The organism is Runella rosea, from assembly GCF_003325355.1.
Taxonomy (GTDB): domain Bacteria; phylum Bacteroidota; class Bacteroidia; order Cytophagales; family Spirosomataceae; genus Runella; species Runella rosea.
This window is the reverse complement of record NZ_CP030850.1, coordinates 5,842,430-5,856,963: the sequence shown is the minus strand read 5'-3', so window position 1 is coordinate 5,856,963 and position 14,534 is coordinate 5,842,430. Positions and strand designations below refer to the sequence as shown.

The window sequence follows — 14,534 nt, the reverse complement described above, 5'->3', positions numbered from 1 at the left end:
AGGCCTTTGGCTTGAAAAAAAATCTGGTTATTCTGCAAATAGCGTTCCTACGTCAAGAGAAATTCCAGTAGTAGCATTGTGTATGATGCCAGTTGAAATATTTTCCTGCCCTGTAACGGTCATGATTGTAATTTGCTTAAACTGAGGTATAATCACCCATACTGTATCAACTCCCGAAGGGAAATAAATATCCAACGATTTATCGGTTAAATCACTCAATGCCTGACGAGGTGAAAGTATTTCTATTGCCAGTAAAGGAGGTTGAGTAGGTCTTATAATATCTCTTAACCAACTCACTTTATTCCGATGACAAATGGCTACGTCGGGCTTGGCTCGGCCATGAGATAAGTCAAATTCCAACTCGGGCAGAATATCGTATTGTTCATCATAAACACTCAACATTTTAGCCAGCCTGTAGGTAATTTTAGCATGATTATAAGACATAACATCTTCTGTTTCAAATTCTAATGAGGGTGTTTCCATAATCGCTAAATATTTTTTATCTAAGATAAATCAATTATTCAATGATAACAAATCTACCTATTTCCAACCCAATCAATACGTTTTTATAATCTCAGTGAGTTCATCCAGATAAGCCTGTTTTTGCGCATTTCGCCCTGCTTGCGCCGACGCGGTCCAGTAAGTATGCGCCGTTAGAAAACTTACCTGAATTTTGTTCCAAGCCTGTATATCGGCCACCATTTCCCGTTCGCGAAGTTCTTCGTACAAGGAATTGGCAATCGGCCAAAAATCATCCCGCCCCAAATAATCAAGGTCGGCATCGGCAATGATTTGTTCCAGATGCGTATGGGGAGTTTGCGGGATTTTGGTAGCCATCACCATTCCGCAAATTTTTTCAATCTGAACAGTATCGTACCCAAAATGAGGCAACATAAGCCGCGCAATGCGACAACCTTCCTCTTCGTGGCAGCGATAAGTAGTAATAAAGCCCAAATCATGATAAAGGGCCGCTGTTTTGAGCAAAATCAAGGATTCTTCATCCACGATCCCCTCCGCTGCCGCAATGTTAAGCGCCGAAGCCACAACATCGTCGGTATGGTGAGCCCCATGATAATAGAGCGTAGGCGAAAGGCTTTTACGAAGCTTTTCAAGAATATAATTTTCTACGTCTTCAATATTCATTGGTGCCAAAAAATAAAGGTACAATTTTTAGGAAAAGATTGAGATTTCCAATTATTAACGTTTTATGCCCCCTTCAAAATTATATTTCTCAAAATATTCACACACTTTTCAAGTTCCTCTACCGTCGACGATGCAAAGCCCAAACGAGTGGAATTCAGCGCATTGCTAGGCGAATCATGGTGTTTGCCGTTCGAAAAAACCAGTTCTTTTTTTAGCGCTTTTTCAGCCAAAAGTTCCAAATTAATTTCCTTCCTAAATCTACTCCAAACGGCCATACCACCGTCAGGAATCTGAAAATCAAGGTACTCGCCCATCTGTGTTTTCAGTAATTCGCAAAATACATCGCGACGCTCGCGGTATTCGCGCAATGACTTACGCAGATGCCGTTGAATAACGCCGTTTTGGAGCAATTCGGCAAAGCTATTTTCCAAAACCAAATCCCCCTGGCGGTCAATAATCCGTCGCAGTTGGGCCAAATGATTGATGACATTTTCGGGTCCAACCAAATATCCTACCCGAAACGCGGGCGAAATAGCCTTGGTAAATGAGCCACAGTACAGCACCGTACCAGCGGGGTCGGCACTCGCCAGCGGCAAAAGAGGTTTGCTCAAATAATGAAAGTCGTAGTCATAATCATCTTCAAAAACGATGAAACCGTACTCTTCGGCCAAGCGCAGGAGTTTTAGGCGGCGGTCGGCCCGCAAGGCAACAGTCGTAGGATAATGGTGATGAGAAGTAAGATACACCAAACGAACTGGCCGTTTTTGACAATATTGCTCCAACTCATCCACCACCAACCCATGCTCATCAATGGGAAGTTGGAGCAGATTTGCCCCCGCCTGCAAAAAATTCATATTGGCACCCGACCAGCTCAGTGCACCTACCGCCACATTATCCCCTTTTTTCACCAAGCCCGTGGCGACCAGATACAGCCCCATCATTGTGCCGCGCGTAATCAACACATTCTCTTCGGTGATTTTCAAGCCCCGGGTTTCGTTCAAATACAGAGCAAGCTCCCGCCGCAGCCACCCCGAGCCTTTGGTATCTCCGTACCCTAGCCGCACGTACCGATTTCCCTGTAAAAGATTGCTACGATACGCCCTCGTTAGCTCGTTTAGCGGGGCCAACCGAGGGTCTGGGAAGCCGTCGTCTAAGTGAAGCTCCTGCCCTGAAACCAACGCGGGGCGCCATAAATGCGGCAATGCGTCGAAAGAAAACCCCGCCGTTTTAGCGGGGTTTCTGCGCTCTTTTTGCCCGTCAACCAATGGTTGCGGTTTTATTTCGGGCAGATTCTCCACCACATAAGTGCCGCTGCCCGTTCGGCTTTCGAGCCATCCCTGCGCCAACAATTCGTCGTAGGCCTGCACTACAGTTTTACGATGAATGCCCAAAAACTGCGCCAATTGACGCGTCCCGAGTAGCTTTTGACCTGCCCGCAACTCCCCACCGCGAATCAAACTCATCATCTGATTCGCCAGCTGGAGATATGCAGGCAGTTTTGCCGTTTTATCAATGGTCAACAGGCGCTGATAAGCAATCATTCTAGCTTTCTAATCACGGTAATTCAACGCTGGTTTTCGGTTGCCTATCAATGCGTTGTATTTAAAATCAGCACCTCTCCTTTTGTCAAATTCTGCTTTGGCATCGGCAATGGTTTTTTCATTTTCAAACAAATCAATGGCCGTCATCGCCAATGTTTTGGCCGCCACCATCATGCCTTTGCGCCCGATGCTCATTCCACCGGCCGCCACCGCCTGCCAGCTGTGCGCGGGGGTGCCCGGTACCCAAGTGGCAGTACGTAGACCCACCGTCGGCACGTTCCAACTTACATCACCCACGTCGGTAGAGCCACCGCCACCGCCCTCCGTTGCCAAAGGATCCACTTCGGCTGCCGACATAATTTCACGAATTCCCATACCTTGTGAAGTACTGATTTGTTCGGCAAACTTCACTTCTTCGGGCGTGTATTTTACCCCTCCGACTGTTTTCAGGTTGCGGTGCATGACTTGCGACAACACTTCGTTGGGAAGCAGTTCATGCACACCGCTTATGACCTCTTCTTCCACAGTGGTGCCAGTTGCCAACGCCGCACCTTGCGCTGCTTTCTGGACACGCTCCCAAATAGACACAACATACTGACGACTCGGGTGACGTATTGTGTAATATACTTCCGCAAAATCAGGAACCACGTTAGGGGCTTTGCCTCCGTTGGTGATGACGTAGTGAATCCGCGAAGCCGAAGGAACGTGTTCTCGCATCATATTGACGGCATAATTCATTACCTCTACGCCGTCCAAAGCCGAACGGCCCCGATCGGGGGCTCCTGCAGCGTGGGCTGAGATACCATGAAAACGGAATTTAGCCGATTTGTTGGCCAATGAAGAGGAAGAATTGGCACTGTTGCCATCTCCCGGATGCCAATGCAATACCACGTCTACGTCGTTAAACAACCCTTCCCGAACCATGTATATTTTACCCGCACCACCTTCTTCGGCAGGTGTTCCATAAAAACGAATCGTTCCTTTATGCCCCGATTGAACGAGCCAATTTTTTACGGCAATGGCCGATGCCATCGAAGCCACCCCAAACAAATGATGCCCGCAGGCATGACCTGCTATGCCGCCTATCGCTTTTTTGACAGGAATGGAGTCTTGCGAAAGGCCGGGCAAGGCGTCAAATTCCCCCAAAATCCCAATCACGGGTTTTCCTTCTCCAAACGTCGCCACGAACGCCGTAGGAATTTCAGCCACGCCAGCCTGCACTTTAAAGCCTTCTTTCTGAAGTTGTTGCTGAAGCAATGCGGAGCTTTTTACTTCCTGATAGCCTACCTCAGCGTAGTTCCAAATCTGCTTGGCCATCGCGCCATACATCTTTTCTTTTTGGTTAATTTCTTTGATGGCATTTTCGTGGGCCTTATTGGGAACCGTCTGCGCTAACACGCTTCCCATGAGGGAAAATAAAACAAATGCAAAATACTTTCTCATCGTTGGTTTTTAGTTTTAGGTAAAAGAAGTGGACTACTCAGTTTGTCAAAAGTGGACACGTATAGCAATCCAGTAAAGATATAATTTTGTCAAAAAAAAGCCAAATATCCAACCCATGCAGCCCACTCCCCGTACCATCCCAAGTCGCTCGGCCAAACGCGCTCATTATGATGAAGCAACCGTTTATTCCATTCTGGACGAAGCGCTTTTTTGCACCGTCAGTTGTGTCATCAATGGCCAACCATTTTCCATTCCCACGGCCTTTGCCCGCTACGAAAACGTACTTTACTTGCACGGTTCGGTGGGTAGTCATTTCATTCGTGAAATCGAAAAAGGAATTCCCGTGTGTATTACGGTGATGCTGACCGATGCGCTCGTGGTGGCAAAATCGGCCTTTAGTCACTCCGTTAATTATCGTTCGGTTATCTTGTTTTCTAACGCTGAAAAAATTGAAGAATACAATAGAAAAGTAGAAACGCTGAAATGGATTACCGAAAAAATAGTCCCGAATAGTTGGGATTATCTCCGCCCCATGACCGAAAGCGAAGTAAGAAAAACAACCGTTTTAGGTTTCAAAATTGAGGAAGCGTCGGCCAAAACCCGCACTGGAATGCCCAACGACGAAAAAGAGGATTTGGACTTACCGATTTGGTCGGGCTTGATTCCGTTGCGGAGCGGTCGAGGGACTCCCGTTGCGGATGATTTCAGTAAAAATGTACCTTTGCCTGAGCATCTGAGTCATTTATCATAAATGTTACAAACAGGGATAATCAATCAACATGAAACGTTCTGATATTCAGCACATGCCCCAATTTTTTGACCGTTATATCCTGCTCGCCGACGACATCGACGTGGTGGAAGGACTCCAACAAACGGCCAAGCTGTACCACGACGAGGCCATCCGACAGGCCATGCTTCAACTAGGCGACCAAGTGTATGCTCCAGGCAAGTGGACCGCTAAAGACATCCTACAACATCTCATTGACAACGAGCGCATTATGTCGTACCGCGCCATGCGCTTTGCCCGCAATGACAAAACTGCGCTTCCCGGTTACGATGAAGAGTTGTTTGGGGCCAATACCACGGCCAACCAACGCAGCATTGACGATTTATTGGAGGAATTCTTGTTGGTGCGTCAATCCACGATTGCTCTTTTCAAAAGTTTCAGCCCCGAAATGTTGCACCGCGAAGGCATTAGTTTCAACCAACGCATCAGTCCGTTGGCGTTAGGATTTGTGCTGATTGGCCACCCGATTCACCACTTGAAAGTGCTGAAAGAGCGTTATTTCCCCTTGATTCAGGCGTAGATTTCAACATTATTTTAACCTGTACAGCCATGTTTTCTCACAAAGTAAGCCTCGCCGATGCCACCGAAAAGCTAAGCCAACACAACAAAGAGTTCTTGTTGCTTTTTCAAAACGGTACGTTAGAAGTAGAGATGTATAAACCTCATCTTGTCGATAAGCAAACCCCGCACGACCGCGACGAGGTGTATATTATTGCCACCGGCGAGGCTACTTTTGAATTGGAAGGCAAAACCACCGACGTTAAAACGGGTGACTTTTTATTTGTACCCGCCTACACCGCCCACAAATTCACCACATTTAGTGAAAATTTTTCGACTTGGGTACTGTTTTTTGGCCCCGTTGTAGTTGAAGAATAAATTCTAACCGTCGGACAGGTACAATTACTCAAAACATACCCGTCTGACGGAAAATTTATCTTGAACCAAAAATAGCGCTGCCCACGCGCACCAGCGTGCTACCTTCTTCTACGGCGAGGAGATAGTCGCCACTCATACCCATCGACAATTCTATCATGGAAGGATGAGCCGCCTGAAGGCTATCAAAAAACTGCTTTAATCCCTTAAATTCCTGACGAACTTGGTCTTCATTTTCGGTGTTGGAAGCCATCCCCATGAGTCCCACAATGCGTATATTTTCCAAAGCCTTAAATTCATCCGACGCCAGCAATTCGTTGGCTTCTTCTGCCGAAAGGCCAAATTTCGTTTCTTCTTGGGCGATAAAAATCTGAAGCAAGCAGTCAATCACACGGTTATTTTTTGCCGCCTGTTTATTGATTTCTTGTAACAATTTGAAGCTATCGACCGAGTGAATCATGGCCACAAACGGCGCAATGTACTTCACTTTGTTGGTTTGCAAATGCCCAATCAAATGCCATTCAATGTCTTTGGGCATTTGTTCGTATTTGGTCACCATTTCCTGCACCTTGTTTTCTCCGTAGCGCTTAAATCCAGCCTCGTATGCTTCCATGAGCATTTCGACAGGCTTGGTTTTGGTGACGGCAATCAGGCGGGCCTTGGGGGCAATCTCCGCCTTGATTCGTTGTATATTCTCGGCAATTGACATAACTCATTGAATCATTTCCCGTAAAATTACCTCTTTCAGGGACTGAAAAAAAGTGATTTGACGAAAAAGCAAAGGTTTTGACGAGTTACGGCAATACCTACCAAGCCGATTCCAAACATAACAACGAATAACAGAAAAACGACTCATTTTCTTATTGGCATGTTGGCATCAATCTTCGTCAGCCACTCAGTCAACTTTTGGTGTAATTCCTTGGCTTTATCAGGGTTCGCTTTACTGACATCAGTGGTTTCGGATTCATCATTTCTGAGGTTAAACAGCGCCGTTTCGTTGGTTTCGTAGCTTTTTACCAACTTCCAATCTCCTAACCGCACCGCCCCCGACGGTCGACTCAGTTGATTGCTAAAATGCGGATAATGCCAAAAAATTAATCCCCTGTCAAACGCGGCTTTGGGGTTTTTGAGCAGGGCATAAAAACTTTTGGCGTCAGGAGATACGTTCGATTCCTGCCCTAGCATTTCCAGCAGCGTGGGCGTATAATCCGTATTGATAAAATACCGGTCACAAGTCTGCGCGGCTGGCAGGGTGCCTTTCCACGAAATAAGAGTAGGAACCCGAATACCACCTTCGTAGGTAAATCCTTTCCATTTACGCAGGTTACCCGCCGTAGTAGGAATGGGCCCAAGCTCAGGAATTCCCACGCCACCATTGTCGGAAGTAAAAATAATGAGGGTGTTTTCGGCCAACCCTTGCGCCTCCAGCACCTTCATAATTTCGCCGACACCATCGTCCATGCTTTCAATCATCGCGGCGTAATAGGGGTTATACTTGCCTTGGAATTTCTCGTATTTTTTTAGGTATTTGCTCACTTTATCGCCCCGGGGAATCAGAAATACGTGCGGTGCCGAATAGCAGAGGTAAAGGAAAAAAGGCTGGTTTTTATCCGATTTTTTGACAAAATCAAGGGCGTAATCCGTGAGTTTATCGGTCAAGTAAGTAGTTCCTTTGTCTTCAAACGTTTTTTGGAAATTATCTTCGTAGATACCGTAATTGTAGTAATCCAGTCCATTTTTACCAATCATTCGGGAATAATCAAACCCCTGCCCCCAGGGAGCCAACGAATCACCACCGCCCAGGTGCCATTTCCCCACAAAGCCAGTACGATAGCCTTGGGTTTTGAGTCTTTCGGCCAAGGTGAGCTCTGATGCTCCAAGGTACTTTGTCCATTTGGCAGGCAACAGCGGCGACAATGAATCTGTACGCTCGCCCACCAAAAAATTGGTCAGTTTGAGTCGAGCAGGATGCTTGCCAGTCATGATAGCGGCCCGTGAAGGTGAGCACACAGGACAAGCCGAATAACTTTGGGTGAATTTAATACCGCTTTTGGCAATTCGGTCAATATTGGGGGTTTCATTAAAGGGATTACCGTAGCACCCCAAATCTGCCTGTGCCAAATCGTCGGCCAAAATGAAGATGATATTGGGCCGCTTGGTTTGGGCAACACTTTGTTGACTCAACAAAAAGCCCACTGCAGCCACAATCGACAAAATCGCTGATTTATTCATTTTACGAGCCCTCAGAAAGATTTATACTATTCGTTATCTTTCTAAAAGGCAATCCCGTCGTTTTTATCGTGGGCTATTTTTTATTATTTATGATGACTTCCTCAGAATTTTGCACTTTGACCACAAAGATCATTTAGCCTCACTTAGCCAACGACTGTCACACTAACGCGCATACCATTAGGATGTAGCTCTGGAGCGAACTCCTGAGGATAATTCGGTAAAACCATCGACCGCCTCCAAAAAATCTAAAAAAACAGGGCAGTTAATAAGAAAACTGACGGCAACGGCGAGGCCACGAAGCTCGAAGAACAAGAAGGATTCTGGACCCAAACAAAAAAGGCCTTAGAAACGAATCTAAGGCCTTTTTTATACTACCACGAATCACCGTGAATCAATTTAGTGCACCCGAAGGGACTCGAACCCCTATCGATGGTACCGGAAACCACAATTCTATCCATTGAACTACGGGTGCAAAATATGTCTTTCGTTCTAAACTTAATTGACAGTATCACTAACGGCCGACAATCCATTCAAACGGGCTGCAAATATACAATATTGTCTTAAATTGCAAACACGTTCTATCCTTATATTGTTACTATTGTTAGTTCCATTCACTCATCAACAGAACTTTACATGAAAAAAAAAATTTACGTTCTTTTTGCCTGTGTTGCCTGTGTGGGCAGTTTTTTTCTAGGAACAGCCTACCGAGCAGCCGACCAACCCATTACTACCGATATTGCCAATTATGCTTCCAAAGTATTTGGAATTGAATTCAGTCCCACCGAGCGTGATTCGATGCTCGAAAATCTCAACGACCAGCTGAAAGGGTTCGAACGGGTTCGTAAAATTACGTTGACCAACGACGTTGCACCCGCCCTTCTTTTTGATCCCGTACCCGCAGGCTTTGCGTTTGAAAAAGTAAAGAAACCGTTTAAAGCCAGCCTATTAGGCAAGGTGGCTTTACCAGCAGTGCGCGATAGTCTGGCGTATTATACGGTGGCAGAGCTAGGGGAATTGATTCGAACAAAACAAATTTCTTCCGTGGAACTCACGCGTTTTTTTCTGGAGCGTCTCAAAAAATACAGCCCCACACTCCTTAACGTGATTACACTCACGGAAGAGTTAGCGTTGGCCCAAGCCGCCCGCGCCGATGCCGAACTCAAAGCCGGCACTTACCGGGGCCCGTTGCACGGCATTCCTTACGGAGCCAAGGATTTATTGGCAAAAAAAGGCCACCCTACCACCTGGGGCTCTAATATTTACAAAAATCAGCAGCTTCCCTACGACGCTACCGTCATCCAAAAGCTCGAAAAAGCGGGGGCTGTGTTAGTGGCCAAAATGTCGGTGGGTGAATTTGCAATGGGAGATGTATGGTTTGGCGGCAAGACCCGCAACCCCTGGAACACGCAAACGGGCGCCAGCGGCTCTTCGGCGGGTTCTGGCTCAGCAGTTTCAGCAGGTTGTTTACCCTTTGCCATCGGCACCGAAACCCTCGGTTCGATTGTATCCCCTTCCACCGTCAACGGGGTCACTGGACTTCGCCCTACCTTTGGGCGGGTGAGCCGCTTTGGTGCCATGGCCCTAAGCTGGAGTATGGACAAAATAGGCCCCATGACCCGCTCCGTAGAAGATTGTGCGCTGATATTCAACGCCATCCAAGGTCCCGATGGTCAGGATGCTACCGTTCGAGATGTACCCTTTAATTATGAGCCGTTAAAAACCTTAAAAGGAACGCGCATCGGGTATCTGAAAAAGAGCTTTGAATCCAACTATGCCAACCGAGCCAACGACTCGGTTACTTTGGTCAAACTACGCGAACTGGGAGCCGAGCTAGTTCCGTTTGAGCTTCCGTCCTACCCCGTGGGTGATTTGACCATCACCATTGGCGTTGAAGGTGGGGCCGCTTTTGACGAACTGACCCTCACCAACAAAGACGACCAAATGGTGCGTCAAATCAAAAATGCGTGGCCCAATGAGTTTCGCTCGGCGCGGTATATCCCCGCCATTGAGTATGTGCAGGCGCAGCGTGTACGAACCAAAATGATTCAGGATTTGTACCAAGTGCTGAAAAAAGAACAAATTGAGGTGTACATCACGCCCACTTATGCGGGCGGCAACCTTACTTACACCAACTTATCGGGCCACCCCAGCATTTGTTTGCCCAATGGATTTAACCGTAACGGAATGCCCACGAGCATCACCTTTACCGCGCAATTGTACAACGAAGCTAAATTATTGGCCGTGGCTAAAGTATATCAGGATGCCACTTTTTGGCACAAGAAACATCCCAACATTTAAAGTTATGTAGACGAAAAAGGGTTGGCAGATGTCAACCCTTTTTCGTTTTATACCAATTGCAAGGCTAAAATCTGGTCATACACGGCATCCCAAAGCGCTATTCGGCTCTTGAGAGCAGCAATGGCACTTTCTGTGGCCTCTTCCCACTTTTGAGGGTCAGTTCCGCAAAGTTCTTCCACCATCTGCATCGCCAAATGGCTGTGGTGATCGCCATCTACCTCGATATGTCGCTCCAAATAGTACTTAAATTTGGCTAAGCGCACCGAATCTTCCCCGTTCCATTCGTTAATAAACGCTAAAAACATATCCGGAATTAAATCCTCCCGCCCAAACGTAAAAACGGAAGCCACCACGTGTGGTTTTTGAGTAGCAATAAACGCAAACGTTTGTCGTACAAATTCCTGCGTGCCTGCTACTGCCCCTGTTTCGGAGAGTGCATTTACCAGCGTTTTTCCCTCCTGCAACCCTTGTATCAAGGCTTTAATGGCTCTCGAATCAGCGCCCATTTGGAGCATTGCTGCCAAATAGAGTTCAAAGTGACTCATGCGAAAGCCGTTTTCGTCCACGTCGCTTTCTTCTCCAATCACGATTTCATTGATTAAATAACGCGTATTGGCACTCCCAACGGGCATCCAGGGCACCTTAACACACGTAAGTGACTGCTGAAGGTCTTTTAACAGGGACATAAAATCCCACACGGCAAAGACGTGATTTTCGGTAAAAACCCGAAGCTGCTCTATCGTCTGAACGCTTTTATAAATGGGGTGGTGGACCAGTTCTTCCCGAATCGGGGCAATTTTTTGTTGTAGTTGTTGAATGGGCGTCATGCTGTACTGTGTGTTTGTCTTAACTCTTTATGTGTAAACACTAAAAAAAGAAAAAGTTCTAAAAAAAGACAATTTCAGTACTACATACGAATCAGGCCCCCAATAGATGTCTTAGGGATTAAAAATTATTTGATGCATTTCGAACAACCTTTTCAATTTATTCCTTCTTCGACGCGCAATTTCTACCACTTCGCCGTTGGGGAAAGTAACGATACTAAAGCGTTGGATTGTACACTCCTGCAAACAATCTAAATTTACTAAATACGACTTGTGAATACGAACAAACCCATACCACTCCAACGTTGAAACATACGTTCCCAACGGTAAAGAGGTTAAGACTTGCTCCCCCATTTTTAGGTGAAATAGGGTATAATTTCCTTGAGCCACCAAAAACAAAATCTGTTTAGGATCAATCGTATTGTTGCCGTTTTTGGTTTGAAAACGCGGCAAATACACCACATTTTCAAAAGGAGTAACCCCGAGAAAAGTATTCATTTTCGCTTCTTGTTTATTTTACAACACCTGTATTGTCTGTCTGCTGTAAAGAACATATAGCTATCAATCACAACACATAAAAAGCATACAATTATAACAAATCCCTGCCGATTAGCCCCTGAGGCAGTTTCTCAGTATAGCGCCAATCCAGTAGATATGCCTAATTTTTATGCGTCTTTAAGACTACAACTCCTATTACTCGGTCACTTATCCACCTCAAAATGTCATAATTAAAGTAGGATATGTTCCTCAGTAAAGTGTTCTTTCTGTAACGCAGTGTTGTTCTGCACCAGTCCTACAGGTTGCTCAATCAAGAAGTAAGTCTTTGACTCTTTACCTTTTTTTTCAATTCCAAATAGCGTCGACGGGCCACTTCAATGACGCTCCCGTTGGGCAACTTCAAGGCTCTATCGGGTCGCAATCGACAACTTTTCAAATGATACTCATTCACTAAATACGACTTATGAATTCTGATAAAGCCATATTGTTCTAATAATTCGACGTATATATTCAGCGAATGAGACGTAATCACCTGCTCGCCGTCTTCCATATAAAACTGGGTATAGTTACTCTTTGCACTTAGGTACACGATTCGACGCAGGTCAACCACCCGCTCTCCTTCCTTGGTGCGAAAGCGCGGCAAAGCCATTTTGCTTTCGGAAGGCACAACACTTAAAAAAGTATTCATCTCCTCTTCCGTATTTAAGTTAAAACCATCAAACAAGGGATTTTCTGCAGCTCTTCAACAGAACTGCAACGCAATAAACTGATGTCAGCACAGAAGTGACCGTCTTGGTAGGGTATTACGACAAAAACACAGAGCTACTGAAGCCTGTGGCGTTAATAAAACAAGACCAACGGTATCATATCATCATCCCCCAGGTGGGGCGGGACTTAGGTCAGAAGCGGGGGATTGATGGGTGCTTGATGCACCAGTTCGGGTTGCCTCAGACACCCAAACATTCGGACTCAAAAACAAATCCGAAAGGAAGTGAAACATTTCTTTCATTGGTAGAAAAAGGGTGATGTAAAAGAAATGGCAGTATGGTAAAAGGAGGCGGGTGATGATTTGGGAATCGCTCACCCTTACCTCCTTCCCCTTTCTACCACGAAAGATTTTTAGGGCAACAACAACACATTAGAGTTGAGCCAATTTGTCAGGCGGAATAGGTGCTGGGACCGCATTTTTGACCGGTTTGGTGCTTTTCAAATACTTAAATACAGCCTCAATATCCTCTTCCGCCATATTTGTATAGTTTACCCAAGGCATGGGCGGCAAAAGCGGACGCGCAGTGGCCAACCCTTTGGATTTACCCTGGGTTAAAGCGGTTTTGAATTGCTCGTATGACCACGTACCAATACCCGTTGCATCAGAAGTAAGGTTAGCCGAAAAGCTAACGCCCCAAGGCCCCACACTCGCGGTGCCGTCGGGACCAAACAGCATCCAACCATTTTTCAATGCCTCTGGCACTACCTTCCCAATTGGCTGGTCGGCTGGGTGGCCCGACAGATGCAGTTCAGGAATGATTTCGGGGCCTTTCGCTCCCATTCGTTTTGGGGAATGACAATCCTGACAGCCCATAATGCCTACCAGGTATTCGCCCCGTTTAATGATTGCTTCTTCCGATTTAACGGCTACCTTTTCGGTTTTTGCGGGATTTTCTGAATTTGCGGTACAACCAATCAATACAGACGTACTGAACAAAGCAATCGCAACAATGGCATAATGTATTTTTTTCATAATACCGATTGATAAAGGATGAACGAAGAAATGGATTGTATAAAAGGCGTCGATATTTTATTGCATCATCATCAAATCTTCGAGACTCACCACGATGTCGTCGCCCACCTGCTTGATGCTGTATTTCATCGGGTAATATCCCGCCTTGGCAAACTTCGCGGGTAGCGGCATCGTTTTTGTCAGGTTAGGACTACTTTTTAGAAACTCATACGTGACCATCGGTTCCATAAAAGTCAATTTTCCATCGTAGGAACCATAAATCAGCGTCTCGGCAAATTTACCTTTGCCCGATAATTCAGGAGAAGCGGGATCGGCCCAGTGTACGCCCATTTCAGGCACACCTGCTGGCAAACGGATGTAATTGCTCGGGATAAAACCTGCCGCTGGCAAATTATCAAACTTAGCAGGAGCGATTTCATACAACGGGATAGCCTTACGCTCGGCCAACGGTTGTATATAAAAGTGCATATCAAAGTGCGCTACATCGTACACCCCCGGAGGCTCGTGGCCCGTGTGCAGATAATCCAGCATGATATGATCAAAGGGCGTTTTGCCAACGGCTTCGGCTGGCAAGTTCAGCACCAAGGCTACGCCTCCGTGGGGCAGGTTATCCAAGGCACCTTTGGTGAGCGTGAAGCCGATAGAGGTAGGGATGTTGTCGGCTGAAAACCTCACCCACGAGTAAGCTTTACCGTTGCCGAGAGTTTCTTCTTTGCCGCTAAAAGTGGTAGCAACAGGTTCATTGTTTTTGTCGCAACCCGTCAAAAACAACAGGCTCAACAGCGAGAATGTCAATAATTGTTTCATGTTATTGTACTTAATTGTTTAGTAAATAATAGTGGACATCCACTCCCAATCCTGCGTTAGAATGGTGAAGCAAAATTGATCGATTTTGTCAGGCAGATGTTAGCATAAATCGGACTTTCTCTTCCTCATTCTGGACCACGAACGAAGTAATGGCAAAGGCTCTTAGAATAGCCCATAATTTCACTTACTCATTTTGAACTTTCTTTTACTCATTTTGAACAAAAACTGTAAAACAGCTCGGTCTAGGCCCTTTTATTACTCAAAACCAACGTCAAAATTTTATGGTTAAAAGACAACCGTGGCGATAGTTTCAACCCTAAATCAACAAAACAGAGGCTGCCTCAATA

At 46.0% G+C, this 14,534-nt stretch carries 15 protein-coding genes and 1 tRNA gene; 4 read left to right on the top strand and 12 right to left on the bottom strand.

What is annotated here, in order from left to right; translation table 11 throughout:
* Positions 1–27: 27 nt before the first annotated feature.
* From DR864_RS24045 to DR864_RS24030, 4 genes are all read right to left on the bottom strand, one after another.
* A complete protein-coding gene (locus DR864_RS24045; RefSeq protein ID WP_229599461.1) occupies positions 28–444 on the bottom strand; it encodes a Uma2 family endonuclease in 417 nt (138 codons plus the stop codon).
* A 111-nt stretch (positions 445–555) separates the two neighbouring features.
* Complete coding sequence (locus DR864_RS24040; protein WP_114069350.1) at positions 556–1,143, bottom strand: HD domain-containing protein; 588 nt, start codon at positions 1,141–1,143, stop codon at positions 556–558.
* Between the two features lie 62 nt (positions 1,144–1,205).
* Positions 1,206–2,684, bottom strand: coding sequence for an aminotransferase-like domain-containing protein (locus DR864_RS24035; protein ID WP_114069349.1), 1,479 nt, complete (start codon positions 2,682–2,684; stop codon positions 1,206–1,208).
* A gap of 9 nt (positions 2,685–2,693) precedes the next feature.
* Entirely contained in the window at positions 2,694–4,127 is a 1,434-nt protein-coding gene (locus DR864_RS24030) for an amidohydrolase (RefSeq protein WP_114069348.1), read from the bottom strand.
* Positions 4,128–4,242: 115 nt separating this feature from the next.
* Between DR864_RS24030 and DR864_RS24025 the strand changes: the two genes are divergently transcribed.
* Genes DR864_RS24025 through DR864_RS24015 form a run of 3 tightly spaced genes read left to right on the top strand, consistent with a single transcriptional unit; the run spans position 4,243 to position 5,790 of the window.
* Positions 4,243–4,878 carry a pyridoxamine 5'-phosphate oxidase family protein gene (locus tag DR864_RS24025; RefSeq protein WP_114069347.1) on the top strand — a complete coding sequence of 212 codons (636 nt, stop codon included), beginning with the start codon at positions 4,243–4,245 and terminating at the stop codon, positions 4,876–4,878.
* 28 nt (positions 4,879–4,906) lie between these two features.
* On the top strand, positions 4,907–5,434 hold the full coding sequence (locus tag DR864_RS24020) for a DinB family protein (protein ID WP_114069346.1): 528 nt from the start codon (positions 4,907–4,909) through the stop codon (positions 5,432–5,434).
* Between the two features lie 29 nt (positions 5,435–5,463).
* Positions 5,464–5,790 carry a cupin domain-containing protein gene (locus DR864_RS24015; RefSeq protein ID WP_114069345.1) on the top strand — a complete coding sequence of 109 codons (327 nt, stop codon included), beginning with the start codon at positions 5,464–5,466 and terminating at the stop codon, positions 5,788–5,790.
* A 55-nt stretch (positions 5,791–5,845) separates the two neighbouring features.
* On the opposite strand, the gene DR864_RS24010 is transcribed toward DR864_RS24015, so the two are convergent.
* The 3 genes from DR864_RS24010 to DR864_RS24000 form a co-directional block, all read right to left on the bottom strand.
* Complete coding sequence (locus DR864_RS24010) at positions 5,846–6,496, bottom strand: YggS family pyridoxal phosphate-dependent enzyme (protein ID WP_114069344.1); 651 nt, start codon at positions 6,494–6,496, stop codon at positions 5,846–5,848.
* A 143-nt stretch (positions 6,497–6,639) separates the two neighbouring features.
* Positions 6,640–8,019: a sulfatase gene (locus DR864_RS24005; RefSeq protein WP_114069343.1), complete on the bottom strand. Its 1,380-nt coding sequence runs from the start codon at positions 8,017–8,019 to the stop codon at positions 6,640–6,642.
* 400 nt (positions 8,020–8,419) lie between these two features.
* Positions 8,420–8,491, bottom strand: a tRNA-Arg gene (locus DR864_RS24000).
* 161 nt (positions 8,492–8,652) lie between these two features.
* Here DR864_RS24000 and DR864_RS23995 point away from each other — a divergent pair.
* Positions 8,653–10,317: an amidase gene (locus DR864_RS23995; RefSeq protein ID WP_114069342.1), complete on the top strand. Its 1,665-nt coding sequence runs from the start codon at positions 8,653–8,655 to the stop codon at positions 10,315–10,317.
* A 47-nt stretch (positions 10,318–10,364) separates the two neighbouring features.
* On the opposite strand, the gene DR864_RS23990 is transcribed toward DR864_RS23995, so the two are convergent.
* The 5 genes from DR864_RS23990 to DR864_RS23970 all read right to left on the bottom strand — a co-directional run bounded on the left by DR864_RS23990 (position 10,365) and on the right by DR864_RS23970 (position 14,187).
* Positions 10,365–11,144 carry a DUF3050 domain-containing protein gene (locus DR864_RS23990; protein ID WP_114069341.1) on the bottom strand — a complete coding sequence of 260 codons (780 nt, stop codon included), beginning with the start codon at positions 11,142–11,144 and terminating at the stop codon, positions 10,365–10,367.
* 111 nt (positions 11,145–11,255) lie between these two features.
* On the bottom strand, positions 11,256–11,639 hold the full coding sequence (locus DR864_RS23985; RefSeq protein WP_114069340.1) for a LytR/AlgR family response regulator transcription factor: 384 nt from the start codon (positions 11,637–11,639) through the stop codon (positions 11,256–11,258).
* A gap of 310 nt (positions 11,640–11,949) precedes the next feature.
* Positions 11,950–12,327, bottom strand: a complete 378-nt coding sequence (locus tag DR864_RS23980) for a LytR/AlgR family response regulator transcription factor (protein WP_114069339.1) — start codon at positions 12,325–12,327, stop codon at positions 11,950–11,952.
* Positions 12,328–12,777: 450 nt separating this feature from the next.
* Positions 12,778–13,380, bottom strand: coding sequence for a c-type cytochrome (locus DR864_RS23975; RefSeq protein ID WP_114069338.1), 603 nt, complete (start codon positions 13,378–13,380; stop codon positions 12,778–12,780).
* 57 nt (positions 13,381–13,437) lie between these two features.
* On the bottom strand, positions 13,438–14,187 hold the full coding sequence (locus DR864_RS23970) for a DUF5602 domain-containing protein (RefSeq protein WP_114069337.1): 750 nt from the start codon (positions 14,185–14,187) through the stop codon (positions 13,438–13,440).
* Between the last annotated feature and the right edge of the window lie 347 nt (positions 14,188–14,534).

Excerpts from the sequence above, each read along its gene's own strand:
- DR864_RS24035 (WP_114069349.1), bottom strand. The coding sequence starts at position 2,684 with ATGATTGCTTATCAGCGCCTGTTGACCATTGATAAAACGGCAAAACTG.
- DR864_RS24020 (WP_114069346.1), top strand. The coding sequence starts at position 4,907 with ATGAAACGTTCTGATATTCAGCACATGCCCCAATTTTTTGACCGTTAT.
- DR864_RS23970 (WP_114069337.1), bottom strand. The coding sequence starts at position 14,187 with ATGAAACAATTATTGACATTCTCGCTGTTGAGCCTGTTGTTTTTGACG.
- DR864_RS24045 (WP_229599461.1), bottom strand. The coding sequence starts at position 444 with ATGTCTTATAATCATGCTAAAATTACCTACAGGCTGGCTAAAATGTTG.
- DR864_RS24015 (WP_114069345.1), top strand. The coding sequence starts at position 5,464 with ATGTTTTCTCACAAAGTAAGCCTCGCCGATGCCACCGAAAAGCTAAGC.
- DR864_RS24005 (WP_114069343.1), bottom strand. The coding sequence starts at position 8,019 with ATGAATAAATCAGCGATTTTGTCGATTGTGGCTGCAGTGGGCTTTTTG.
- DR864_RS23995 (WP_114069342.1), top strand. The coding sequence starts at position 8,653 with ATGAAAAAAAAAATTTACGTTCTTTTTGCCTGTGTTGCCTGTGTGGGC.
- DR864_RS23975 (WP_114069338.1), bottom strand. The coding sequence starts at position 13,380 with ATGAAAAAAATACATTATGCCATTGTTGCGATTGCTTTGTTCAGTACG.
- DR864_RS24030 (WP_114069348.1), bottom strand. The coding sequence starts at position 4,127 with ATGAGAAAGTATTTTGCATTTGTTTTATTTTCCCTCATGGGAAGCGTG.
- DR864_RS24040 (WP_114069350.1), bottom strand. The coding sequence starts at position 1,143 with ATGAATATTGAAGACGTAGAAAATTATATTCTTGAAAAGCTTCGTAAA.
- DR864_RS23990 (WP_114069341.1), bottom strand. The coding sequence starts at position 11,144 with ATGACGCCCATTCAACAACTACAACAAAAAATTGCCCCGATTCGGGAA.
- DR864_RS23980 (WP_114069339.1), bottom strand. The coding sequence starts at position 12,327 with ATGAATACTTTTTTAAGTGTTGTGCCTTCCGAAAGCAAAATGGCTTTG.
- DR864_RS24010 (WP_114069344.1), bottom strand. The coding sequence starts at position 6,496 with ATGTCAATTGCCGAGAATATACAACGAATCAAGGCGGAGATTGCCCCC.
- DR864_RS24025 (WP_114069347.1), top strand. The coding sequence starts at position 4,243 with ATGCAGCCCACTCCCCGTACCATCCCAAGTCGCTCGGCCAAACGCGCT.
- DR864_RS23985 (WP_114069340.1), bottom strand. The coding sequence starts at position 11,639 with ATGAATACTTTTCTCGGGGTTACTCCTTTTGAAAATGTGGTGTATTTG.